This is a genomic window from Leifsonia poae (assembly GCF_020009625.1).
Classification (GTDB): Bacteria; Actinomycetota; Actinomycetes; order Actinomycetales; family Microbacteriaceae; genus Leifsonia; species Leifsonia poae_A.
On record NZ_JAIHLP010000002.1, the window covers coordinates 2484887 to 2507682 of the forward strand.

A 22796-nucleotide genomic window follows, 5' to 3' on the forward strand; every position below is an offset into this window, starting at 1 on the left:
ATGGCCGACCGCACCGCCCTGAGCACCCCCGACGCCCCCGCTCCGGCGCACACCTTCTCGCAGGGGGTCCGCCGTGGACCCTTCGTGCAGGTCTCGGGGCAGGGCCCGGTCGACCCGGCCACGAACGAGTACCTGCACCCGGGCGATGTCGCCGCCCAGACGAAGCGGACCCTGCAGAATGTGGAGGCCATCCTCGCGGCCGGCGGCGCCACCTTCGACGATGTCATGATGCTGCGGGTCTACCTCACCAAGCGTGAGGACTTCGCCGTCATGAACGAGGCGTACGGGGAGTTCGTCTCGGCCCGGGTGAGCTCGGGCGTGCTGCCGGCCCGCACCACGGTCTTCACCGGATTGCCCCGCGAGGAGATGCTCGTCGAGATCGACGCCATCGCTGTCACCGACTGATCCCGGGCACGCGGCGGCCTGCGTTCAGCGCGGGAATCGAATGCAGACGTTTTGCGCGGGGGTGCGCTCAGATAGATTCGCCCCATGAGTGACATCGCGGTGACGATGGTGATCCTCGGCCTCGCGGTCGTCGCGTTCGTGAGCGGGAAGGTGCCGACCGGTCTCGTCGCGCTCGGTGCATCCCTCGCCCTGCTCGCGACGGGCGTGCTCGATCTGCCGCAGGCGTTCGCCGGTTTCGCCGACCCCGCGGTGGTGCTCATCGCCTCCCTCTTCGTGGTCGCCGAAGGGCTCGACGCCTCCGGCCTCACCGGGTGGGCAGGGCAGCAGCTCGTGAGTCGGGGCGGCACGAAGGCCGGGGTGCTCACGGTACTCGTCATGCTGGTGGTCGCCGTGCTCTCGGCTCTGATCAGTGTGAACGGTGCCGTCGCCGCCCTCCTCCCGGTGGTGGTCGTGGTCGCCTCGCGCATCTCGGTGGCGCCGTCGCGGCTGCTGCTCCCGCTCGCCTTCGGCGCCCACGCCGGGTCGTTGCTCACCCTCACGGGCAGTCCGGTGAACGTGATCATCTCCGAGCTCGCCGCCGAGACCGGCCACGGCGGTTTCGGGTTCTTCGAGTTCACCGCGGTCGGTGCGGTGCTGGTGGTGGGTACGGTGCTGATCACCGTGCTGTTCCGGCGCTGGCTCATCCCGGAGCGGATGCCGGCCACCATGCCGCGTGACCTCAGCGACCACGCTCGCACCCTCCTCCGGGAGTACGCGACGCCGCAGCCCTTCGCCCGTGTGCGCGTGCGATCCAACTCGCCGCTCGTCGGCCGCTCGGCGGGGGAGGCGCGCCTCGGCGAGCTCGCGCCCGTTCAGCTGATCGCCGTGCAGGGCACCGACCGGCGTCCCGCGGGCGAGACGATCCAGCCGGGCGATCGCCTGCTGGTGCGAGGTGAGACGACGAGTATCCGCATCCTGAAGAAGGAGGCCAAGCTCGCCGGCCTCGGCGCGAACGGCTCGCTCGGGCGCACGGACGCCCTCATCGACGCGACCTACGGGGTGGCCGAGGTCGTCGTCTCACCGCGGTCGAGCATGGTCGGCGAAACGGTGTTCCCGGGCATGATCACCGACAGCGGCGACCTCGTCGTCCTCGCCGTGCAGCGCGCGGGCGAGGCGATCGACTCGCAGACCATCGTGCTCGAGTCCGGCGACATCCTGCTCGTGCAGGGGCGATGGGATGCGCTCGACCTGAACCTCGCCGACCCCGACCTCCTCGTCGTCGACCAGCCCGATCAGTTGCGCCGGCAGGCAGCTCCGCTCGGCATGCGCGCCTGGGTGGCGCTCGCCATCCTCGTCCTCATGGTGGCCTCGCTGGCGACCGGGATCATGCCCCCTGCTGTCACGGGCCTCCTGGCCGCGGCGGCGATGGTGCTCACCCGCGCCGTCACCGTCGAACGGGCACACCGCTCGATTTCGTGGACGACGCTGCTGCTGGTCGCCGGCATGATCCCGATGTCGACGGCCATCACCAAGACGGGCGCCGCGGAGCTGATCGCAACCGGTCTCGTCGACACGGTCGGCCACCTCGGCCCGCTCTTCGTGCTGCTGGCACTCTGCGTCGTCGCCCTCGTCTTCGGTCAGCTCATCAGCAACACTGCGACCGCGCTCATCATCGCGCCGATCGCGGTCTCCGTGGCCGTCGAGCTGCACGTCTCGCCGTTGCCGTTCCTGATGGCGGTCGCGGTCGTCTCCGCCGCGGCCTTCCTCACCCCGGTGGCCACCCCGGCGAACTTCATGATCATGGGGCCGGCCGGTCTGCGCTTCGGCGACTATTGGCGGCTCGGGCTGGTGCTGGTGGTGCTGTTCCTCGCCGTCGCCGTGCTGCTCGTGCCGCTCCTCTGGCCGTTCTGATCCGGCCGTCGTTTCCGGCAGGATGGGGGAGTGACGGACGCGACGAGAACCATTCTGAAAGCGGAGGGCGTCGCTTTCGTGCGCGGCGGCCGCACCATCCTCGACGACATCGACCTCGAGGTTCGGGCAGGGGAGCACTGGGCGCTGATCGGGTCGAACGGTGCCGGCAAGAGCACGATCCTCAGCATGCTCGGCGCGGTGGTGCACCCGACGAGAGGCACCGTCGACGTTCTCGGCCGTCGTCTCGGGCGGGTCGACCTGCGAGAGCTGCGCGGCCTCATCGGTCACGTGAACCCGAGGCACCAGGTGCGCTCGCCGCTCACCGTGCGGGAGGTCGTCCTCACCGGTGCCACCGGCACGACGGAAATCATGATGCGCTGGGAGCCGACAGCAGAGCAGTCGGCGCACGCTGACGAACTGGTCGACCTGCTCGGGATGCGCGACCTCGCCGAGTCGACCTGGCCCACCCTCTCCCAGGGTGAGCGCGGGCGCGCGCTCATCGCCCGGGCGCTCCTGGCCGACCCGCACCTTCTGCTGCTGGACGAGCCGAGCACCGGGCTCGACATCGCGGCCCGGGAGCATCTGCTCGATCGCATCGACGGGCTACGAGCGCAGCACCCGGACCTTGCGAGCGTGCTCGTGACCCACCACCTGGAGGAGCTGCCCGCCAGCACCACCCATGCGGTTCTGCTGCGCGACGGTCGCATCGTGGCGCAGGGGCTCGCCGACGAGGTGCTGACGAGCGAGCTCATCAGCCGGACGCTCGACTACCCCTTGGCCCTCACCCGCACCGACGGCCGCTGGTCCGTTCGCACGGCCGGGCGCTGACGGCACAGGCATCCCGGATGCGCGCTCGCCGGGAATCGGGGGCGAGACGGGGGTGCGACCCCGTGGCGGTGGTACGTTGCGGAGGTGACCCGAATCGTGGCGGTGGCGCCGGTGGTGCCAGCGCGGAGCTACCCGCAGACGGAGATCACCGCGGCGCTTCTGACGATGATCACCTCCGACCCTGGCCGGCAGGCCGTGATGCGCCGCGTCCACGCCTCGAGCGGAGTGGAAACGCGCAACCTGGTGATGCCGTTGGAGCGGTACAGCGCCCTCGCCTCGTTCCAGGAGTCGAACGACTACTTCATCGCCGAGGGCACCACGCTGGCCGAGCGCGCGCTCACCGCGGCCCTCGCGACGGCGGGCCTCGCGCCGGCCGATGTCGACTTTCTGCTGTTCACCTCGGTGACCGGCATCGCCGCCCCGTCGATCGACGCCCAGCTCGTCGCACGCATGGGCCTGCGCCCCGACGTGAAACGCCTGCCCAGCTTCGGTCTCGGCTGCGTGGCGGGCGCCGCCGGAATCGCCCGCGTGCACGACTACCTGGTCGGACACCCGAACGAGGTCGCTGTGCTGCTCTCGGTGGAACTGTGCTCACTGACGGTGCAGGCGAGCGACGACTCGATGGCGAACATCGTGGCCAGCGGCCTATTCGGTGACGGCGCCGCGGCGGTGATCATGGTGGGCGATCGCCGCGCCCAGCAGCTCGGCCTTCCCGGGCCTGAGGTCGTCGACACCCGCAGCCGCATCTACCCGGACACCGCCGATGTGATCGGCTGGGACATCGGAGGCACGGGGTTCCGCATCGTGCTCAGCGCCGGCGTCCCCGAGGTGATCGACCGCAACTTCGCCGGGACGCCGCCGGGTTGCTCGCTGCGCACGACCTGACGATCGCCGATGTGGGTGCGTGGGCCGCGCATCCGGGTGGTCCGAAAGTTCTGGAGGCCTTCGCCCGGGCGCTCGACCTGCCCGACGGCGCCCTCGACGCCAGCTGGCGCTCACTGGCGAAAGTCGGCAACCTCTCGTCGGCGGCCGTGCTGCATGTGCTGGCCGAATTGATGGATACGCAGCCTGCGGCCGGCACCCATGGGCTGCTGTTCGCGCTCGGACCCGGTGTGACCGCCGAACTCGTGCTGCTGCGCTGGGCGGACGGCGCCGACTCCGAGGCGTCGGGCCCGGCTGAGATCGGCACGGCCGCGTGATCCTGTACACGGTGCTGGTGCTCGCCACCGGCGTCGAGCGCCTGGTCGAGCTCGTGGTCTCCGCGCGCAACGCCCGGTGGTCGTTCGCCCGGGGCGGCATCGAGTTCGGTCGGGGGCACTTTCCGCCGATGGTCGCACTGCACACCGGGCTGCTGCTCGCCTGCTTGGCGGAGGTGTGGTTCGGCGGGCGGCCGTTCCTCCCGTGGCTCGGCTGGCCGATGTTCGCGCTGGTGCTGGCCAGCCAGGGCCTGCGCTGGTGGTGCATCGCGGTGCTGGGCCCCCGCTGGAACACCCGGGTGATCATCGTGCGAGGGCTGCCGCTGGTGAATCGTGGACCGTACCGTTGGCTCCGTCACCCCAACTATGTGGCCGTCGTGGTCGAAGGTTTCGCGTTGCCGCTCGTGCACACCGCCTGGATCACCGCGCTCGCCTTCACTGTGCTGAACGCGATCCTCCTGCTCGCCGTGCGCATCCCGTGCGAGAACCGCGCGCTCGCGACGGTGATGCCGGCCCGGCCATGACGGCGAAAGACGCCGACCTTCTCGTGGTCGGCGCCGGCCCGGTCGGGCTCGCGGCGGCCATCGAGGCCCGCCTCGCCGGACAGGACGTGCTGCTCGTGGAAGCGCGGGAGGGCCCGATCGACAAGGCCTGCGGCGAAGGGCTGATGCCGGGAGCCCTGACGGCGCTGCGCCGGATCGGCGTCGACCCGGCCGGCCACGACCTCGCCGGGATCGCGTACCTGAACGCGGACCATCGAGTGGAGCATCGCTTCACCGGCGGAGGCGGACGCGGGGTGCGGCGAACCGTTCTGCAGGCCGCGCTCGCGGCCCGAGCCGCGGACCTCGGCGTGCGCTTCGTGCGCGGCCGGGTGACCGGGGCAGAACAGGGGGGCGGGAGCGCGTCCGTGCGGATCGCCGAAGGGGGAACCGTGCTCACCGCGCCCTGGCTGATCGCCGCCGACGGGCTGCACTCGCCCATCCGCCGCCACCTCGGCCTGGAACGGGCGCCGCAGCCGGAACGCCGCCGCCGGTTCGGACTCCGACGGCACTACGCGCTCGCACCGTGGACCGATTTCGTCGAAGTGCATTGGGCGGGTGCGGTGGAGGCGTACGTCACGCCGGTCGGTCCGCAGACGGTGGGCATCGCGGTGCTCGGTCCGCGGAACCTGCGCTTGGACGAGGCGCTCGCCGGCATCCCGCAGCTCGCCGAACGTCTGGGCGCCGCGGACGCGTCGACTCCGGTGCGCGGAGCCGGTCCGCTGCTGCAGCGGACGAGCGCCCGCACGCAGGGCCGGGTGCTGCTGGTCGGTGACGCCTCCGGATACGTAGACGCACTCACCGGCGAAGGGATGCGCGTCGGCTTCGCGCAGGCCCGCTCCGCCGTCGACGCGGTGCTCGCCGGGCGGCCGCAGCAGTACGAGCGGGCCTGGCGCACGGAGACCCGAGACTTCCGGCTGCTCACCACGGCGCTGGTCCGGGTCGCCCGGTCGCCGTTGCGCGGCCGGATCGTTCCCCTCGCGGCAGCATGCCCCGGCCTCTACGGACGCGTCGTCGAGCGCCTCGCCCGCTGAGGCCCCACTGGCGCCGGGGCAGGGCTAGCCATAGAGTATGTGAAACAGTCAACGATCACATGCAATATATTGCGAGGTCCCCGTGGGTAGTTCTCTTTCGGCCGAAAGCCACGATCCCGACCCCGGCACTTCCGTCTCGCCGGATGCTCAGGGGCCTGTGGGCGCGCGCGAAACCGCCTCCGAGTTCCGTGCCGCACGCAGCTCCGTCGTCGGCGCCGCGGGAGCAACCGGCCCGATGCGACGGACGACGATCACCTTCTACATCACCGAAGGTCTGCGCGACCGCGCCCGCGGTGCCTACCGCGCCACCTCATTCTTCGAGCAGGACAGCAGCTGGTCCGAGATGCTCAACAAGGCGCTTCTCGCGGAGGTCGAGCGTCGGGAGCGGGCGCACAACGCGGGGGAGAGATTCGCCGGAAACGGGAAACCGCTCGCCCCCGGGCGGCCGATCGGATTCTAGGCGGTGTTCCTAGCCGAGAAGCAGCGAGCTGAGCTGGTCGGTGGAGTGAACCACGGCGATCGCCCCGACGGCCTCCGCGGGCGAGCCGTAACCCCATTCGACGAGGATGGTCGGCAGCCCGTTCTCCGCGGCCCCCTCCACATCGAAGGCGCGGTCTCCGACCATTACTGTCTGTGCGAGGTCGACGCCCTGTTCGGTGAGACGACGGAGGGCCTCGGCGACGACCTCCGATTTCGCGCTGCGCGACTCGTCTTCGGTGGCACCGGCGATCACATCGAAATGCCGGGCGAGGTCGAAATGCTCCAAGATGCGCTTCGCCTGCAGTTCGGGCTTGCTGGTGGCCACGGCGAGCGGGATCCCCGCCTCGTTCAGGCGCGAGAGCAGCCCCCGGATGCCGGGGAAGACCGCGCTGTCGAAGGCGCCGTGCTCATGGTACGAGGCACGGTAGACGGTGAGCGCATCGCGAGCCTCGGCCTCGGTCAGACCGGCGAACTGCTGCAGCGAGTCGAGCAGCGGCGGCCCGACGTATTCGACGAGTCGGGCAGGGAGGGAACGGGCAGCCCGAACGTCTCGAACGTCGAGACGAGGGAGGCGGTGATGCCGGGTGCGGAGTCGGTGAGGGTTCCGTCGAGGTCGAACAGGATGCAGGTCCAGGTTCGCGTGACGGTGGGGGTCGGATTGGTCATAACCGTCCAATGGTAGGTGAGGGTTCTCGAAGAATGCTCGGTGTCAGCCGAGTGCGGCCTCGATGTGGGAGCGGGCGACCACCATCGTCTCGTCGGCGCCCGGGTTGAACTGGACCGCCACGAAGTCGGCCGAGGCGATGAAGCCGAGCGCCTCGGTGGCGGGAACGATCACGGCCTGTACCGGAGCCCCCTCGCCCGCGGCGGTGTTCGCCACCGCACCCTGAAGGACCTTCATCGAGGTGAACAGGGGGAGCACCGCTTCCCCCGTCGTCGACGAGATCGTGCGCAGGGTCGTGTTCTCCGGCGTCGATCCGGTGACGTCGACGACCAGGCCGCCGGTGACGGCGGCGGCGAGCAGTGCATCCAAGTTCTCGCGGCTCGGCTCGGCGACGATCGCGGTGAGCGCCTTGCGCACCGGCACGTTCTCGTAGCTGGCGGGGAACCGCGGCTTCGGGGCCATCAGAACAACCTGCTGTCGCTGTCGTCGAGCCCGCGCATGGCGTCGTAGTCGAGAACGAGGCACCGGATGCCGCGATCCTCGGCGAGAGTGCGGGCCTGCGGCTTGATCTCCTGGGCGGCGAACACACCCTGGACCGGCGCGAGGTGCGGGTCGCGGTTCATCAGTTCGAGGTAGCGGGTGAGCTGCTCGACCCCGTCGATGTCGCCGCGGCGTTTCAGCTCGACGGCGACCGAGCCGCCCGTCTCATCCCGAGCCAGGATGTCGACCGGCCCGATGGCGGTCATGTACTCGCGGCGCACCAGCACGTGGCCGTCGCCGAGGAGGTGGATCTGTTCCGCGAGCAGCTTCTGCAGGTGGGCTTCGACGCCGTCTTTCTGCAGGCCGGGATCGACACCCAGCTCGTGCGCCGAATCGTGCAGCACCTCGTGGATCGAGACGACGAGCATATCCGCCGTCTTGGCCTGGGTGACCTTCCAGACTTCGGTCACCCCGGCGGCGGCCTGGGCCTCGTCGGGCTCGATCACCGAGAGGGTGCAGGGCGGGCTCATCCAGTTCAACGGCTTGTACGAGCCGCCGTCGGAGTGCACCAGCAGGCTGCCGTCGGACTTCAGCATGAGCAGCCGGTTCGCCAGCGGCAGATGCGCGCTGAGGCGTCCGGCGTAGTCGACGGAGCAATGGGCTATGACGAGACGCACCGGACAATCCTAAACCGTGGCGGGGATGCGTCCCCGGCCGCTGGCAGGATGGGCTCATGACCCGCGATCTGCTCATCGGCACGTACACCGAAACCCTCCCGCACGTCCACGGCCGAGCGGATGGCATCCTCACCGCCCGCTTCGACGGCGACCGGGTCACAGACCAGGAGGTCGCCGCCGTCGTGACCAACCCGTCGTGGGTCACCGCCACCGCCGACGGTTCCCGCGTGTACAGCGTGATCGAAACCGCGCCTGCGGGTGGGGTCGCCGCCTACGCTCGGGATGCGGTGGGCGCGCTGACCCCGTTGGGCGAGGTGGCGGTCGTCGGCGCGGAACCCGCCCATCTCGTGCTCGACCCGAGCGAGCGGTTTCTGCTGGTCGGCGCCTACGGGGGCGGTTCGTTCTCCGTGTTCGCGCTCGACGCCTCCGGTGCCATCGGCCGGCGCACGGCGTTCGTGCAGCACGAGGGGAGCGGATCGGGCCTGGAACGGCAGGCGGCCCCGCATGTGCACCAGCTCCAGTTCGACCCTCGCACCGGCGACCTCGCGGTCGTCGACCTCGGCCTCGGCGCGGTGCTCTTCTTCGCGTTCGGCGACGACGGAACGGTCACAGCGCTCCCCGACGCGACCGTTATCACCGGTGAGGCCGGCCCGCGGCACCTGGCCTTCCACCCGAGCGGTGCTCACGCCTTCCTGGTGAACGAGCTCGACAGCACCCTCACCCTGCTGCACCGCGTGGGCGACCGGTTCGAGATCGCGGGAAGCGCATCCGCTCGCCCCGACGAGGCCTCGGGCGAGAGCTTCGCCGCCGCCGTGCGCGTGTCGGAGGACGGGGGCACCGTGTTCGCGACGAACCGTGGTGACGACACGATCGCCGTGTTCGCCTTCGACGTCGCGACCGAAGCGCTCACCCTGCTGACGGTGGTGCCGACGCAGGGTGCCGCGCCGCGCGACCTCATCGTGGCGCCGGGGGCGAACGGATTCTCGTGGCGAATCAGGACAGCTCGTCGATCGCCGTGTTCTCGTTCGACAGCGCGACGCGTTCCCTCGACGTCGTCTCGCTCACCGAAGTGCCCACTCCCGTCTGCCTGCACCTCCTCTGACCAGCCCCTGCCCCCCTGCCCCCCCCTCCACCCCTTCGCCCTCGGCGCGAACATTTGCGCCACATGTGGAGAGTGCCGTCGCCGGAGGCGACATTTGTGGCAAATGCGCGGGCGCATTGCCGGAGGGGTGGGGTGGGGCAAGGGCGGGATGAGGGGCGGGTTAGACGCTTTCGGAGGAGGAGGAGGGCTCCGGTGCGGTTTTGCGGGAGCGGGAGGATTCGCGCACCGCCGGTGCCGCCAGGAAGGCAGCGATGAGCAGCACCAGGATGAGGTAGAGCGCGTTGAGCAGGCCGAAGTCTTTGCCGAGGAAGCCGATCAGAGGTGGTCCGACGAGGAAGGCGCAGTAGCCGATGATGGCCACGGCGCTCACCCGAGCCGCCGGGTTGGCGGCGCCGTCGGCTGCGGCCGACATTCCGAGCGGGAAGCCGAGGGAGACGCCGAACCCCCAGAGCACGGTGCCGACGATGACCAACCAGAGCGGTCCGCCGAGGATGAAGATGAGCAGCCCCGCGGCACCGAACCCGGCCGTGATGCGGATGGCGGTCACCCGGCCGATGCGGTCGACGAGCGGCCCGCCGAGCACGCGGCCGAGCGTCATCGCGGTCACGAAGAACCCGAAGACCAGGGCGCCGGTCGAATTGTCTTGGCCGTGCCCGTCGACCACGGCCAGGGAGATCCAGTCGTTGGCCGATCCTTCCCGAACGACATGCCGAGCATGACGACGCCGATCAGGATGAGGCGCCAGTCGGCCCACACGGCGAGGTTCTCGCGCATCCGTTCGCGGAAGGGCACCGCCGGCTTCTCGCCGACCTCGTCGCCCAGGTCGGCCTCGCGCGGGATGAACCGCACGGCGATGATCGCGACGACGACGATCACGATCGCGGTGCCGGTGAGATGCCAGGACACGGCCACGTTCAGCGCGGCCATGGCGACGCCGATGCCCGCTCCGATCACGGTGCCGAGGCTGAAGCAGGCGTGCATCAGCGGCATCAGCGTTTTGCCGATCTCGCGTTCCACGGCGGTGCCTTCGACGTTCATCATGACGTCGACCATGCCGTTGCCGAAGCCGAGCAGGATGAGTCCGGCGGCGACGACCGGCACCGAGTGGGCGACCGATGCGCCCAGCCCGATCAGCACCATGCCGGCGGCGACGATGGCCAGCGCCGAAACCATGCCCTTGTGGGGGCCGAACCGCACGAGCACCGGTGACGATGCGGCGAGGCCGACGATGGCACCCACTGACAGTCCGAGGATGAGCAGGCCGATCGACGATGGGTCTTTTCCGAAGCCGAGGTCGTCGCGGACACCGGGGATGCGCGCCACCCAGGTGGCCATGGCGAGGCCGCTCAGAATGAAGACCATGAAGACGGCGTTGCGCCAGGCGGTGAGCTCTCGGCGGCTGCGGGGGTGGACGTGGTCGGCTGCGACATCGTGGTTCCTGCGGTGCTCGGGTCGTGCTTGAAAAGGGGTCGAATCGTTTCGATCGAAACGATTCGACTAAGCTATCACACGTGAACGACACGAGCACCACCCCCACGCGCCCGACGCTGGCGGCCGTCGCACGGCTCGCCGGCGTCTCCAACTCCACGGCATCGCTGGCGTTCAGCGGCACCGGGCCCGTCTCCGACGCGACCCGCGACCGGGTGCTCGCCGCCGCGAAGGAGCTCAACTACGCCGGCCCCGATCCTCGCGCGCGCTCGCTGCGGCGAGGGCGGTCCGGCATCGTGGGCGTCGTGATGGAGGAGCGCGTGCGCGAGGCGTTCCACGACCCGATCAAGATCGCCCTGCTCGACGGTATCGCCCAGGCCATCGCCTCCATCGAGGCGGGCCTGCTCATCCTGACCGACGCGGGCGGTGCCGCCCAGCGCATCGACGATGCCCCGATGGATGCGGTGGTGCTGATCGGCTGCAGTCCGCGCCTCGACGAGTCGGTCGCCCTGCTCCGTCAGCGCGGCATCCCGCTCGTCGCCATCGAGGGCGACCCGGACGACGATGTGCTCAGCATCGGCCAGGACAACCGGGAGGCCACCCGGGTCGCGGCGCAGCATCTCTACGATCTGGGCCACCGGGAGGTCGCGCTGGTCACTCTTCCGTTCGACCGGGACCGCACCCGCGGAGAGCTCACCGCCGAGCGCATCGCCTCGGGAACCTCGAACACGTCGTCGGAGCGGCTGGCCGGCGCGCGCGACGTCTTTCCGCAGGCCCCGGGTTATGTCACCCGGGGCTCGTTCGTCGAAGAGGGCCTTCTCGCCGGTCACGCCCTCCTCGACGACCCGGCGGGGCGGCCGACGGCGGTCATCGCGCAGAGCGATCTTCTCGCCGCCGGTGTCATCCGTGCGGCCGAGGAACTGGGCCTCACCGTTCCCGACGACCTCAGCGTCGTCGGTTTCGACGGTGTGCGCGTCGACGGTCTCTGGCCGTACGATCTCACCACGCTCGTGCAGCCCGCGGTGGACAAGGGTCGGGCGGCCGGCGCCGCCATCGTCGACATGCTCGAGGGTGTCGTCGCGCATCCCGCCACGTTCACCAGCGTCTTCCACCAGGGGAACACGACAGCCCGGCCGTCCCGCTAGTCGGGGATCGCTCGGGTTCCGCCCGCCGAGTCCCTTGCCCGCCGCCCGAACGTGCCGCGGGTGACGGTGGAGAACGATGCACCGACGATCTCTGCGAGCACGTCGAGATCGATTGCCGCGAGGTTCTTGAGATACAGGCATCCAACGCCGGTCGTGTGCGGGCCGAGCCGTTCGAGTCGGTCGGCGTGCGCGCCGACACCGTCGGGGAGGTACACCGTCGTGGCCGCCGCGCGGGGCGCGAACCCTGCGGCCGCCGAGTCGCCCTTCCTGCCGCTGGCGTACTCATAGTGGTACTCGCCGAACCCGATGATCGAGCCGTGCCAGACCTGCGGTGCCGCTCCGGTGGTCCGGCCGAAGAGGTCGAGCAGCGTCTCGGCGTCTCGTCGGCGCACGGGATGTTTCACCCGGTTCAGGAGCGCTCGCACCGCAGCCGGCCCCTCCGTCGCCGCGCGGGCCGCCTCGTCGCCGCTCATGCCGGCTCGTCGCCGCTCATGCCGTCTCCTTCGTCGCTCCGATGCTGACAGCTCCGATGCTGGCAGCTCTCATGCTGGCACGGACCACGCCTAGGCTGGGATCATGACCGATCTTGAAGCCCTCTACCGCGACCTGCACCGTCATCCCGAGCTCTCCTTCTCTGAACATCGCACCGCCGACATCGTCGTCGACAAGCTCGTTTCGCTCGGTCTCGAGGTCACCGCGGGAATCGGCGGCACCGGCGTCGTCGGCGTTCTCGCGAACGGCGTCGGCCCGACGGTTCTGCTGCGTGCCGATATGGATGCGCTGCCCGTGCTGGAGGACACCGGCCTCGAGTGGGCGTCCACCGACACCGGTGTCGACCACACCGGCAGGACGGTGCCGGTGATGCACGCCTGCGGTCACGACATCCACATCACCTGCCTGATCGGAGCCGTCGAGTCGCTCGTCGCCGAGCGTGCGGAGTGGAGCGGCACCCTCGTCGCGCTGTTCCAGCCCGGCGAGGAGCACGGCGGCGGCGCCCGGGTGATGGTCGACGACGCCCTCTACGAGAAGGTGCCCACTCCGGATGTGGTGCTCGGCCAGCATGTCATCCCGCTGCCCGCCGGCACCCTCGGCGCCCACTCCGGGGCGGCCATGGCGGCCGTGGACACCATGGAGGTCACGCTGCGCGGCCGGGGCGGCCACGGTTCCCGCCCCGAGACCACGGTCGACCCGGTGGTGATGGCGGCCGCGACCGTGATGCGCCTGCAGACCGTCGTCTCGCGCGAGGTCGCCCCGCAGGAGACGAGCGTGGTCACCGTCGGTTCCCTCCACGCGGGCAGTGCGAACAACATCATCGCAGCGGAGGCGAAACTGGGTATCAGCGTGCGCAGCTTCAGCGAGGAGGTGCGTGCCCGGATGCTCGACGCCGTGGAGCGCATCGTCACCGCCGAGGCGGCCGCCTCCGGCGCGACAGAGGTGCCCACCATCGAGTTCGGCGAGCAGTACCCGGTGACCGTCAACGAACCGGCTGCCACCGCGCGCACCACCGCCGCATTCGTCGCCGAGTTCGGCGCTGACCGCATCGTCGACCCGGGTGCGCTCGCGGGCAGCGAAGACGTCGGGAATCTCGCCACCGCCGCGGGCGCGCCGCTGGTCTATTGGATGCTCGGCGGTGCAGACCCCGAGACCTTCGCCTCGGCGCTCGCCGCGGGAACCCTCGACGCCGACATCCCCTCCAACCACTCCCCGCATTTCGCCCCCCTCGCGCAACCGACCATCGACACCGGGGTGCGGGCGCTGGTCGTGGCGGCGCGGGAGTGGCTCGACTAGAGGATCGCCCAGGCCGGTCGCGCCGTCGACCCCGATCACGGGGTCAAGACGAACCGTCCGAACACGTCACCGGCGTCCATGCGCCGGTGTGCGTCGGCCGCCCGGTCGAGCGGGAGCACGTCGTGCACGACCGCGCGCAGTTCGCCGCGCGCCGCCGCGGCGAGTTGGTCGGCCCGAACCCGGTTGCGGGCATCGATCGGCACCGTGTTCAGGCTGAAGGTGGCGAACGACAGCGACCGCTGGAACGACCGCAGGAGCGACATCCCGAAGTCGGTCGGCGGGTAGCCCGCGACCACCCCGACCGACACCAGCCGGCCGTTCGGGGCGAGGCGTTCGATGAAGTCCGGCAGTGCCGCGCCGCCGACGATGTCGAGCACGACGTCGAACTCGGCGGCCTCTCCGTCAGCGGGTGCGTCGGCGGCCGCGCCCGACCGGTCGAGCACATGGGTCGCACCGAGCTTCCGGAGCCGTTCTCCCCGCTCGGCGCTGGACGCCGTGACGGCGATCGTGCCTGCGCCCCGGGCAGCGGCGATCTGCACGGCCAGGATGCCGATGCTCCCGGCGGCGCCGCGGATCAGCAGGGACTCGACCGGGGCGAATCGGGCATGGTCGAGGCCGAACCGGGCGACCGGGCCGGCACTGCCGATGGTCACCGCGTCGACGCTCGTGAGCGTCTCGGGTAGCGGCGTCACATCGTCGACCGCGGCGACGGCACGCTCGGCATATCCGCCGCTCGTTCCGGTGAAAGCCCAGACCCGTCGGCCGATCCAGGCCGTGTCGACGCCGTCGCCGACCCCGATCACGTGGCCGGCGACCTCGCTGCCGGGGACGAGCCCGACCGGGAACCCCGATCCGAGCGTTCCGCGGCGAATCACCGCGTCCACCCCGCCGACGCCGATCGCCTCGACCTCGATGAGTAGCTGCCCGGCCGCCGCGACCGGGTCGGGGAGTTCGGTCACCGTCATCCCGTCGGCGTCGCCATACGCCAGGATCGTCACAGCCTGCATCGTCGTCTCCCTTTCGGGGCCGGTCGTGTGCCCCGGTCAGGACGTTAGTGGACGCCCCCGTCCGTTTGGCTAAAGTGAGAGTCATGCCCGACCGTTTGCCTCACCCGCTGAGGGCCGATGCCGAAGACAACCGCGCGCGCATGGTCGACGCTGCCAGAGAGCTCTTCTCCGAACGGGGACTCGAGGTGCCGATGCGAGCGATCGCCCGCCGGGCGGAGGTGGGGCCCGCGACGCTCTACCGGCGGTTCCCGACCAAGCAAGCGCTCATCGACGAGGCGTTCCGCGACGAGCTCCGCGCCTGCAGGACAATCGTGGACGAGGGGTGCGCCGACCCCGACCCGTGGCGGGGGTTCACGACGATCCTGCTGCGCCTCGGAGACCTGAACGCCCGCAACCAAGGCCTCACCGACGCGTTTCTGGCGACGTTCCCTGATGCGGTCGATATCGGCGCCCACCGCGAAGGGATGCTGCGGTCGCTGGCCGGGCTCTGCCGGCGAGCCCAGGACGCGGGCGCCCTCCGGGCCGACTTCGTGCTCGACGACGTCGTGCTGGTGCTGATGGCCGGGCGCGGGGTGACAGCGGCGACGGCGGATGCGCGACTCGCCGCATCCCACCGCTTCTCGGCCCTCGCGATCGAGGCCTTCCGGGCGTCTGCATCGTCGGCTCCGCTGCCGCCGCCGGCGCGGGTCGCCGCATCCGCCCTGGTCGCTCCCTGACGCGGAACCGCTCCGCTGGTTCAGGCCGCCCCGGCACGCATCCATCGTGTCGCGCGCGCGCGGAGGCCGAGGGTGACCGCACGCGCGCCGATGTAGCCGAAGGCGAAGGCCGCCGTCAGCCAGGCGAGTCCGCTCGCGTCGTGGCCGGCCCAGGCTCCCACCGCCAGAGCGAGGGGGATGAAGACGGCGACGTTCGCCAGGCCGGTGAGCGCGAGGTAGCGGGCGTCGCCGGCGCCGATCAGCACCCCGTCGAGAACGAAGACGTAGCCGCCGAGGGGTGCGCCGACCCCGATGATCGCGAGGGCGACGGGCAGAAGGGCGGTCACGGCGGGGTCGGTGGTGAAGAGCAGAGCGGCGAACGGGCTGGTGAGCACCACCACCGCTCCGAACACGACGCCGGCGCCGACGCCCCACTGCAGACAGCGGCGGAGGACGGCGCGCACCTGCTCCAGATCGCCGGCCCCGAGGCCCTTGCCGATCAGAGCCTGCGCGGCGATGGCCAGAGCGTCGAGGGCGAAGGCCACGGTGGCGAACATCGTCATCGTCACCTGGAACGCAGCGAGCTCATCCGGGCCGAGACGCGTCGCGGTGAACACGGCCAGCAGCATGGCGGCGCGCAGGCTGGCGGTGCGCACGAACAGCCAGCCACCGGAGCGGGCGCTGTGCCCGAGGCCGCCGCGGTGGGGGAGCAGCGGCGCGCTGACGCGGCGGGCGTGACGGGCGACGATCACGAGGTAAACGGCGGCCATGCCCCACTGGGCCACGACGGTGCCGATGGCGGAGCCGGCGATGCCGAGACCGGCCAGGTAGATGAAAGCGAAGTTGAGGACGATGTTGGCGGCGAAACCCGCACCGGCCACGGCGAGCGGGGTGCGGGTGTCCTGCAGCCCGCGGAGCAGACCGGTCGCCGCGTAGACGAGGAGCATTGCGGGGAGCCCGAGCATCGAGAGTTCGAGGTAGCGCGTCGCGGCCGCGGCCACTTCCGGGGAGGCGCCGAACAGGGTGACGAGCGTGGGTGAGGCGAACCAGCCGGCCGCGGCCAGGGCGACGCCGAGGCCGAGCGCCAGCCAGCATCCGTCGACGCCGGAGGCCACCGCGCCGCGTTCATCGCCCGCGCCGAGCCGACGTGCCACCGCCGGGGTGGTGCTGTATGCGAGGAAGACCATGAGCCGACGATGGTCTGCAGGATGGCGCTGGCGATGCCGAGGCCGGCCAGCGGGGTGACGCCGAGGTGACCCACCATCGCCGAGTCGGCGAGCAGGAAGACCGGTTCGGCGATGAGTGCGCCGAGGGCCGGGACGGCCAGGCGCAGGATGTCCCGGTCCACCGGGCGACGGTTGAGAAGCTTCACTGGGGCACCACGCTATCGCGAGCCGCCGATGCCGCCCGACGGGCCCCTCCCCTCCGCGCCCGGTACCATCGCCGCATGAAGGTGACAACGCTGGGCAGCGCGACGCCCTACCCTCGCCCGGACAACGGATGCTCGGGGTACCTCGTCGAGGCGGAGGGGACGGCGCTCTGGGTCGATGCCGGCCCCGGAACGCTCGCAGAGCTGCAACGGCATGTGCCGTTGCGCGGCGTCGACGGAATCTGGATCTCCCACACCCACGCCGACCATAGCTCCGACCTGCTCACGGCCTTCTACGCCTTCCGGTTCGGCGACCTGCCGCCCGGGCCGCCGGTTCCGCTGTTCGCGCCGCCGGCACTGCGCGAGCGCCTCGTCGCTTTCCTCGGCGGGAGTGCGCGGGAGGGCATCGACCGGGCGTTCCGGTTCGTCGAGCTGGCGGCGGCCGATTCCGCGAGGCTGGGAGCGCTCGACCTGCGGTGGCGGGGTGTCGACCACGACGTTCCCGGTTTCGCGCTGCGGGTCGACAGCCCGGCGGGTTCGCTCGTCTACTCGGGTGACAGCGCGCCGTGCGCCGACCTGGACCAATTGGCGGAGGGATGTGATGTGCTGCTCTGCGAAGCAGGCGTCGACGCGCGGCAGCCGGGGGAGCATCCGGCCCACCACACCCCGGAGGAAGCCGGTGCGACGGCAACGCGTTCGGGCGCACATGCGCTGGTCGTCACGCACATCGCCCTCGGAGTGACGGAGGAGGAAGCCGAGTCGCGGGCGCGTACGGCCTTCGCCGGGCCGGTCTCAGCGGCCCGGCCCGGGGTCGCCTTCACGGTCGGCAGCGCAGAGAACGCGGCGCACGGTGCGCGCCGGCCGCCCGGCCGTGGCAGTCTGGATTCCGAGACCCGTCACCCGATCCGTTCCGGGGCCGGCGTCGATCGCCCGCACCGTCCTCAGGGAGAGACCATGACCACCCCCGCCCCCGTCGCCGCCCGCCCGGTGTACTTCGACTGCGACACCGGCATCGACGACTCCCTCGCGCTCGCCTACCTGCTGGCCTCGCCCGAGATCGAGCTCGTCGGCATCGGCACGGTCAGCGGAAACGTGAGCGCGGAGCAGGCCGCCGACAACACGCTGCGGTTGCTCGCCCTCGCCGGCCGGGAGGACATCCCGGTCGCCGTCGGGGCACACGACTTCCTCGCGGCCGAATTCGACGGCGGCGCCACGCATGTGCACGGCGACAACGGCATCGGGGGCGTCGAGCTGCCGGAGGCCGCCGCGCGGCCCGTGGAAGAGGATGCCGCCCACTTTCTGGTGCGGCTCGCGCGGGAGCACTCCGGACGCCTCACAGTGATCGCGGTCGGCCCGGCGACCAATCTCGCGGTGGCGCTCGCGCTCGACCCGGCGCTGCCGACGCGCGTCGCGGAGGTGGTCATGATGGGCGGTGCCGCCCTGGTGCCGGGAAATGTGACGCCGGTCGCCGAGGCGAACATCTGGAACGATCCCGAGGCGGCGGCCGAGCTGGTGGCAGCACCGTGGCCGGTCACCCTCGTACCGCTCGATGTGACGATGGAGAACGTGTTCGAGGAAGCCGACCGGCAGCGGCTGCTCGGCTCGGAGCTTCCGCTCGCCCGCGCGGTGGGTGCGATGCTCGACTTCTATTTCGACTTCTACGTGGATGTCTACGGTCACCGCAGCTGCGCGCTGCACGACCCGCTGGCGGCCGCGATCGCGGTCGGCGGCGTGCGTCCCACCGTCGCCCCGGAGGTCGATGTGGTCGTCGACGCCACTGGCGGTCCCGGCCGCGGGCAGACGATCTGCGATCTGCGCGGGCAGCGTTCGGGCGCGGCCGACCAGCCGGAGCACATGTGCGCGTCGTGCTCGGCACCGATCGACCGCTCGCGCCCCATCTGCTCGGCAGGCTGCTCGGCCCGGCCAGCTAGCGCCCATTCCGCCTCGCCAGGGACCGGTGGCTCGGGATGACCCGGGCTCAGACGGAAGCGATCGCCTTCGCTGACGTGCTTCCCGGGGCTCCGGCGTAGGCCACCCGTGTGGTGCGGCGGCCCGGCCGGAGGGTCTCGGGCGGCCAGCCGTCGAGGTCGAACACCGCCGTGGTGCCGCTGGGCACCTCGGTCTCGACGATCAGCTCGCCATCGTCGAGGCGCCAGGAGATGGCGACGGTCCCGTACGGCGACTCGTGCCGGGCGGCGGCACGGGTGAGGCCGCCACCGGGCCGCGGGGCGAACCGGATCTCCCGGTAGCCCGGGGCTGCAGGGGAGAGCCCGGCGACCACCCTGTGCAGCCAGTCGGCCACCGCGCCGAGGGCGTAGTGGTTGAACGAGGTCATCGTGCCGGGGTTCACGCGCCCGTCAGGCATCTGCGAATCCCAGCGCTCCCAGATCGTCGTCGCGCCCTGGGTCACGGGGTACAACCACGAGGGGCACTCCCGTTCAAGCAGCAGGTCGTACGCCGTGTCGAGGTGACCGGTCGATGAGAGCGCGTCGCTGATCAGCGGCGTTCCGACGAAGCCGGTCGCGATGGTGTTGCCACCGGCGGCGACGAGCTCGGCGAGCCGGTCGCCGAGTCGCGCCTTGAGGTCGTCGTCGACGAGGTCGAAGGTGATCGCCAGCGCGTAGGACGTCTGCGCATCATCGGTGGTGCGGCCGCCGGGGAGCAGATAGGCCGTGGCGAAAGCGTCGCGGACGGCCGCGGCGAGGCCCGCGTAGTGCCGGGCGTCGTCGGTGCGGCCGAGGGTCTCCGCCATCTGCGCGACGGCGCGAGCCGAAGCTGCGAAGTGGGCTGTCGCCACGAGGTATTTGTCGGACTTCGCGTCGGCGGGGTCTTGTGGCGGCGCCGTCGGGTCCAGCCAGTCGCCCAGCTGGAACCCCTCGTTCCAGAGGTGGTCGGGGCCGGCCAGGCGGTCGAGCAGGTCGACCCAGCGGCGGGCGCTCTCGAACTGCGCCGCCGGGATGCCCGCGTCCCCGAATCTCTCGTAGAGCACGGCCGGCGTGAGCGCGGCGACATCGCCCCAGGCGGCGCCCGGGCGGATCGGCGTCCACATCTGGTGGGCCGGGATGACGGGGACATACCAGGGCACGGTCCCGTCGGGCAGCTGGTCGGCCGCGACATCCTTCAGCCAGGAGGAGAGCATGCCCGAGACGTCGTAGAGGAAGGATGCCGTGGGCGCGAACACCTGGATGTCGCCGGTCCAGCCCACGCGTTCGTCGCGCTGGGGGCAGTCGGTGGGCAGGTCGACGAAGTTGCCGCGCATGCTCCACACGACGTTGTCGTGCAGTCGGTCGACGAGCTCGTCCGACGACTCGAACCAGCCGGTGCGCTCGAGGTCGGTGTGGTAGACGCGGGCCACGACATCCCCAGCCGTCACGGCGGCGTCGAGGTCGCCCGGCCACCCTTCGATCTCGGCGAAGCGGAAACCGTGGAACGTGAACCGCGGCTCCCACTCTTCGGCCTGCGCTCGCCCGGCGAGCGTGTAGGAGTCGGTGGAGCGCGCATCCCGCAGAGGGCGGGTGTAGAGCTCGCCGTCCTGCATGACCTCGGCGGTGCGGATCGTCACGACCCGGCCTGCATCTCCACGCACCCGGATGCGCACCCGGCCGACGAGGTTCTGGCCGAAGTCGAGAACGCGCCGCCCGCTCGGCGTGGTCAGCACCGCCACCGCGACGACTTCCTCGGTGCAGCGCACGGGCGGACCCTCCGGTGCCACGAGAGTTGCCGGGTCGCGCTCGGCCAGCGAAACGGCACTCCACCCGCTGTCGTCGAACGCCGGTCTGGACCAGCCGGCCTGCTCGTCGCGTGCGTCGTAGTCTTCGCCGTCGTAGTTGCCGGCGCGCACGATGGGACCGGTGGAGGCACGCCAGCTCTCGTCGGTGGCGATCGTGACGAGGCGGCCGTCGGAGTAGCGGAGTTCGAGTTGGGCGATCAGCGAGAGGTCGCTCCCGAACAGGTTGCGGAAGCCGCCGCGCCAGCCGAGGCGCCCCCGGTACCAGCCGTCGCCGAGCCAGGAGCCGATCGCGTTGGCGCCGGGCCGGAGCAGGGCGCTGACGTCGTAGGTGGAGTAGCGGAGCCGCTTCGGGTACACGGTCCAGCCGGGGGCGAGGGCGTCCTCGCCGACCCGCTGGCCGTTCAGCTCCACCTCGAATAGTCCGTGAGCGGTCACGTAGAGGCGGGCGGAGATGGGGTCGCCATCGACGACGAACTCGTGGCGCACGATAGCCGGCCGGCGGTCGTCGGATCCGGGGTCTTCCGGCCAGGACGCGCCGATCGGCCGTGCCGCCCAGTCGCCCGGTTCGAGGAGACCCGCCTCGAGAGTTGTCTTCTCGCTCCAGGGGCCGGTCGCCCCGTCTTCGCCGGTCACCCGCACTCGCACGGTGGCGCTCTCCCGGGATGCGAGCGGAGTTCCTGGCCACGGGACGAGGATCTGTTCGGCGCCGTCGACCCGATAGTGCCGCACCTCGTCGGCGCGGTCGAGTTCGAGCTCGTAGCCGGTCTGACGCCAGTCGCCGGGTGCTGTTGTCTTCCATGACAGGCGAGGGCTGCTCTGCCCGATGCCGAGCGGTTCGCGGTGGTGCTCGACGGTCGGGGCGGACGGACGCGCTGTGCTGGCACTCATGGGGACCTCGTTGCTTCGATCTCGCGGACCGGCCTCAGCGCCGATCTTCTGACACGTATCAAGTGAACGATACACACGCCCTGATCCAAAGGGAACAGACTGTTGACACGTGTCAAAATCTGCAACAGGATGTGAGTACCACGCTCCGGACACAAGGATGTGCGCGCGTCCGACGCGCCGAGGAGGAGACCCCGCCATGACCCACCGCCCCACTGTCGCCCTCGTGGGCACTCTCGACACCAAAGGCGTCGAGTATCAATGGATCGCCGAGCAGGTGGAGCGGCACGGTGTCGCCGTCCACATCGTCGACGCGGGCATCCGCGAACCGCACGGCTTCGACCGGTCCATTGACACCGATCAGGATGCTGTCGCCGAGGCGGCGGGCACCACCATCGACGCGCTACGGTCGGCCGACGACCGGGGTGCAGCCGTCACGGCGGCCGGCGAGGGAACGGCTGAGGTTCTTGCCGCGCTGCACGCAGCGGGCGGGCTCGACGGGGTGCTCGCGGTCGGCGGGTCCGGCGGATCGTCCATCGCCGCCCGCGCCGTACGCGATATGCCGATCGGGCTGCCCAAACTCATCGTCTCCACCATGGCCTCCGGCGATGTGTCGCCGTACGTGGGGGCGAGCGACGTGACCCTCATGTACAGCGTCGTCGACATCGCCGGTATCAATCAGCTCTCGCGCGCGGTGCTCGGCAATGCGGCAGCCGCCATCGCCGCCATGGCCGTCGAGCACAGCACCCGCCGGTCGGCCGAAACGCCCGACGACCGACCGCTGATCGCCGCTTCGATGTTCGGGGTGACGACCCCGGCCGTGGATGCCGCCCGCGAGCGTCTCGACGACCTCGGGTACGAGGTGCTCGTCTTCCACGCCACCGGTTCCGGCGGCCAGGCTCTCGAGTCGCTTGCACGGTCGGGGATGCTCGCGGGCGTGCTCGATCTGACCACGACCGAGCTGGCCGACGACCTCGTCGGGGGAGTGCTGAGCGCCGGGCCGGAGCGGCTCACCGCCGCGGGGGCATCCTCGGTGCCGCAGGTCGTGAGCCTCGGTGCGCTCGACATGGTCAATTTCGGACCGCGCGAAAGCGTGCCCGCCGCGTTCGAGGGTCGCGACTTCTTCGTGCACAACCCGACCGTGACGCTCATGCGCACGACGGCGGACGAGTCGGCCGAGCTCGGCCGCCGTGTGGCGGCGAAGCTGGCGGCGGCAGCGGCGCCAACGGTGCTGATGCTTCCGCGCGGTGGGGTCTCCGCGCTCGACGCCCCCGGCCAGCCGTTCGCAGACGCGGAGGCCGACCGGGCGCTGTTCGCGGCGGTCACCGACGGGGTGGCCGGTTCGTCCGTCACCACGATCGACCTTCCCGACCACATCAACGATGCGTCGTTCGCGGTACGGGCGGCCGACGAACTGCACACCCTGATCACCGCCCAGAGAAAGAGGAACTGAC

21 protein-coding genes and 2 pseudogenes are annotated in these 22796 nt (G+C 71.0%); 14 read left to right on the forward strand and 9 right to left on the reverse strand.

Features of this window, described 5'->3' with window-relative positions:
- The 8 genes from K5L49_RS12640 (at window position 1) to K5L49_RS20490 (ending at window position 6352) form a co-directional block, all read left to right on the forward strand.
- Complete coding sequence (locus tag K5L49_RS12640; RefSeq protein WP_223693229.1) at window positions 1-405, forward strand: RidA family protein; 405 nt, start codon at window positions 1-3, stop codon at window positions 403-405.
- Window positions 406-489: 84 nt separating this feature from the next.
- The gene (locus K5L49_RS12645; RefSeq protein ID WP_223693230.1) at window positions 490-2295 is read left to right on the forward strand and encodes an SLC13 family permease; all 1806 of its coding nucleotides are present in this window, start codon (window positions 490-492) and stop codon (window positions 2293-2295) included.
- Window positions 2296-2325: 30 nt separating this feature from the next.
- The gene (locus tag K5L49_RS12650) at window positions 2326-3123 is read left to right on the forward strand and encodes an ABC transporter ATP-binding protein (protein ID WP_223693233.1); all 798 of its coding nucleotides are present in this window, start codon (window positions 2326-2328) and stop codon (window positions 3121-3123) included.
- Window positions 3124-3207: 84 nt separating this feature from the next.
- Entirely contained in the window at window positions 3208-4008 is an 801-nt protein-coding gene (locus K5L49_RS12655; protein ID WP_308116543.1) for a type III polyketide synthase, read from the forward strand.
- On the forward strand, window positions 3987-4322 hold the full coding sequence (locus K5L49_RS20485) for a 3-oxoacyl-[acyl-carrier-protein] synthase III C-terminal domain-containing protein (protein ID WP_308116544.1): 336 nt from the start codon (window positions 3987-3989) through the stop codon (window positions 4320-4322). Before K5L49_RS12655 ends, K5L49_RS20485 begins: the two co-directional genes overlap by 22 nt.
- On the forward strand, window positions 4319-4843 hold the full coding sequence (locus K5L49_RS12660; RefSeq protein WP_223693235.1) for an isoprenylcysteine carboxyl methyltransferase family protein: 525 nt from the start codon (window positions 4319-4321) through the stop codon (window positions 4841-4843). The genes K5L49_RS20485 and K5L49_RS12660 overlap by 4 nt, the downstream gene beginning before the upstream one ends.
- Window positions 4840-5892: an NAD(P)/FAD-dependent oxidoreductase gene (locus K5L49_RS12665; RefSeq protein ID WP_223693237.1), complete on the forward strand. Its 1053-nt coding sequence runs from the start codon at window positions 4840-4842 to the stop codon at window positions 5890-5892. The genes K5L49_RS12660 and K5L49_RS12665 overlap by 4 nt, the downstream gene beginning before the upstream one ends.
- A gap of 82 nt (window positions 5893-5974) precedes the next feature.
- A complete protein-coding gene (locus K5L49_RS20490; protein ID WP_223693239.1) occupies window positions 5975-6352 on the forward strand; it encodes a ParB family protein in 378 nt (125 codons plus the stop codon).
- Window positions 6353-6361: 9 nt separating this feature from the next.
- Here the strand turns inward: K5L49_RS20490 and K5L49_RS12675 are convergent, their stop codons facing one another.
- The 3 genes from K5L49_RS12675 to nucS are packed head-to-tail and all read right to left on the reverse strand — an operon-like array spanning window position 6362 to window position 8193.
- Window positions 6362-7048, reverse strand: a complete 687-nt coding sequence (locus K5L49_RS12675; RefSeq protein WP_308116545.1) for an HAD hydrolase-like protein — start codon at window positions 7046-7048, stop codon at window positions 6362-6364.
- Window positions 7049-7081: 33 nt separating this feature from the next.
- Window positions 7082-7498 (reverse strand): SseB family protein, encoded by a 417-nt coding sequence (locus K5L49_RS12680; RefSeq protein WP_223693240.1) that lies wholly within the window; start codon window positions 7496-7498, stop codon window positions 7082-7084.
- Complete coding sequence (nucS, locus tag K5L49_RS12685; RefSeq protein ID WP_223693242.1) at window positions 7498-8193, reverse strand: endonuclease NucS; 696 nt, start codon at window positions 8191-8193, stop codon at window positions 7498-7500. The genes K5L49_RS12680 and nucS overlap by 1 nt, the downstream gene beginning before the upstream one ends.
- Before the next feature lie 56 nt (window positions 8194-8249).
- Between nucS and K5L49_RS12690 the strand changes: the two are divergent.
- A pseudogene (locus K5L49_RS12690) lies at window positions 8250-9101 on the forward strand (lactonase family protein); the annotation flags it as partial.
- A gap of 354 nt (window positions 9102-9455) precedes the next feature.
- Here the strand turns inward: K5L49_RS12690 and K5L49_RS12695 are convergent.
- Window positions 9456-9893, reverse strand: a complete 438-nt coding sequence (locus tag K5L49_RS12695; RefSeq protein ID WP_263299321.1) for an MFS transporter — start codon at window positions 9891-9893, stop codon at window positions 9456-9458.
- Between the two features lie 5 nt (window positions 9894-9898).
- On the reverse strand, window positions 9899-10657 hold the full coding sequence (locus tag K5L49_RS12700) for an MFS transporter (RefSeq protein ID WP_223693246.1): 759 nt from the start codon (window positions 10655-10657) through the stop codon (window positions 9899-9901).
- A gap of 149 nt (window positions 10658-10806) precedes the next feature.
- Between K5L49_RS12700 and K5L49_RS12705 the strand changes: the two genes are divergently transcribed.
- Window positions 10807-11868 carry a LacI family DNA-binding transcriptional regulator gene (locus K5L49_RS12705; protein WP_223693248.1) on the forward strand — a complete coding sequence of 354 codons (1062 nt, stop codon included), beginning with the start codon at window positions 10807-10809 and terminating at the stop codon, window positions 11866-11868.
- Here the strand turns inward: K5L49_RS12705 and K5L49_RS12710 are convergent.
- Entirely contained in the window at window positions 11865-12341 is a 477-nt protein-coding gene (locus K5L49_RS12710) for a DUF1801 domain-containing protein (RefSeq protein ID WP_223693250.1), read from the reverse strand. The genes K5L49_RS12705 and K5L49_RS12710 overlap by 4 nt on opposite strands.
- A 103-nt stretch (window positions 12342-12444) precedes the next feature.
- On the opposite strand from K5L49_RS12710, the gene K5L49_RS12715 reads away from it, so the two are divergent.
- Window positions 12445-13656 (forward strand): amidohydrolase, encoded by a 1212-nt coding sequence (locus tag K5L49_RS12715; protein ID WP_223693251.1) that lies wholly within the window; start codon window positions 12445-12447, stop codon window positions 13654-13656.
- A gap of 35 nt (window positions 13657-13691) precedes the next feature.
- Here the strand turns inward: K5L49_RS12715 and K5L49_RS12720 are convergent, their stop codons facing one another.
- Window positions 13692-14663: a zinc-binding dehydrogenase gene (locus K5L49_RS12720; RefSeq protein ID WP_223693253.1), complete on the reverse strand. Its 972-nt coding sequence runs from the start codon at window positions 14661-14663 to the stop codon at window positions 13692-13694.
- Between the two features lie 83 nt (window positions 14664-14746).
- On the opposite strand from K5L49_RS12720, the gene K5L49_RS12725 reads away from it, so the two are divergent.
- Window positions 14747-15379, forward strand: coding sequence for a TetR/AcrR family transcriptional regulator (locus K5L49_RS12725; RefSeq protein ID WP_223693255.1), 633 nt, complete (start codon window positions 14747-14749; stop codon window positions 15377-15379).
- Between the two features lie 20 nt (window positions 15380-15399).
- Here the strand turns inward: K5L49_RS12725 and K5L49_RS12730 are convergent.
- Window positions 15400-16730 (reverse strand): annotated as a pseudogene (locus K5L49_RS12730) (MATE family efflux transporter).
- Window positions 16731-16805: 75 nt separating this feature from the next.
- Here K5L49_RS12730 and K5L49_RS20500 point away from each other — a divergent pair.
- Window positions 16806-18698 (forward strand): nucleoside hydrolase, encoded by a 1893-nt coding sequence (locus K5L49_RS20500; RefSeq protein WP_308116547.1) that lies wholly within the window; start codon window positions 16806-16808, stop codon window positions 18696-18698.
- 7 nt (window positions 18699-18705) lie between these two features.
- Here K5L49_RS20500 and K5L49_RS12745 read toward each other — a convergent pair whose 3' ends face one another.
- Entirely contained in the window at window positions 18706-21345 is a 2640-nt protein-coding gene (locus tag K5L49_RS12745; protein ID WP_223693257.1) for an alpha-L-rhamnosidase, read from the reverse strand.
- A gap of 196 nt (window positions 21346-21541) precedes the next feature.
- On the opposite strand from K5L49_RS12745, the gene K5L49_RS12750 reads away from it, so the two are divergent.
- Window positions 21542-22795 (forward strand): Tm-1-like ATP-binding domain-containing protein, encoded by a 1254-nt coding sequence (locus tag K5L49_RS12750; RefSeq protein ID WP_223693259.1) that lies wholly within the window; start codon window positions 21542-21544, stop codon window positions 22793-22795.
- The last annotated feature ends 1 nt before the right edge of the window (window position 22796 follow it).

Bases quoted from the DNA above. Each gene is read 5' to 3' on its own strand.
- K5L49_RS12710 (WP_223693250.1), bottom strand. From the start codon at position 12,341: ATGAGCGGCGACGAGGCGGCCCGCGCGGCGACGGAGGGGCCGGCTGCG.
- K5L49_RS12640 (WP_223693229.1), top strand. From the start codon at position 1: ATGGCCGACCGCACCGCCCTGAGCACCCCCGACGCCCCCGCTCCGGCG.
- K5L49_RS12700 (WP_223693246.1), bottom strand. From the start codon at position 10,657: ATGGTCTTCATTCTGAGCGGCCTCGCCATGGCCACCTGGGTGGCGCGC.
- K5L49_RS12715 (WP_223693251.1), top strand. From the start codon at position 12,445: ATGACCGATCTTGAAGCCCTCTACCGCGACCTGCACCGTCATCCCGAG.
- K5L49_RS12680 (WP_223693240.1), bottom strand. From the start codon at position 7,498: ATGGCCCCGAAGCCGCGGTTCCCCGCCAGCTACGAGAACGTGCCGGTG.
- K5L49_RS20500 (WP_308116547.1), top strand. From the start codon at position 16,806: ATGAAGGTGACAACGCTGGGCAGCGCGACGCCCTACCCTCGCCCGGAC.
- K5L49_RS12695 (WP_263299321.1), bottom strand. From the start codon at position 9,893: ATGACGCTCGGCCGCGTGCTCGGCGGGCCGCTCGTCGACCGCATCGGC.
- K5L49_RS12750 (WP_223693259.1), top strand. From the start codon at position 21,542: ATGACCCACCGCCCCACTGTCGCCCTCGTGGGCACTCTCGACACCAAA.
- K5L49_RS12645 (WP_223693230.1), top strand. From the start codon at position 490: ATGAGTGACATCGCGGTGACGATGGTGATCCTCGGCCTCGCGGTCGTC.
- K5L49_RS12720 (WP_223693253.1), bottom strand. From the start codon at position 14,663: ATGCAGGCTGTGACGATCCTGGCGTATGGCGACGCCGACGGGATGACG.
- K5L49_RS12665 (WP_223693237.1), top strand. From the start codon at position 4,840: ATGACGGCGAAAGACGCCGACCTTCTCGTGGTCGGCGCCGGCCCGGTC.
- K5L49_RS12745 (WP_223693257.1), bottom strand. From the start codon at position 21,345: ATGAGTGCCAGCACAGCGCGTCCGTCCGCCCCGACCGTCGAGCACCAC.
- K5L49_RS12725 (WP_223693255.1), top strand. From the start codon at position 14,747: ATGCCCGACCGTTTGCCTCACCCGCTGAGGGCCGATGCCGAAGACAAC.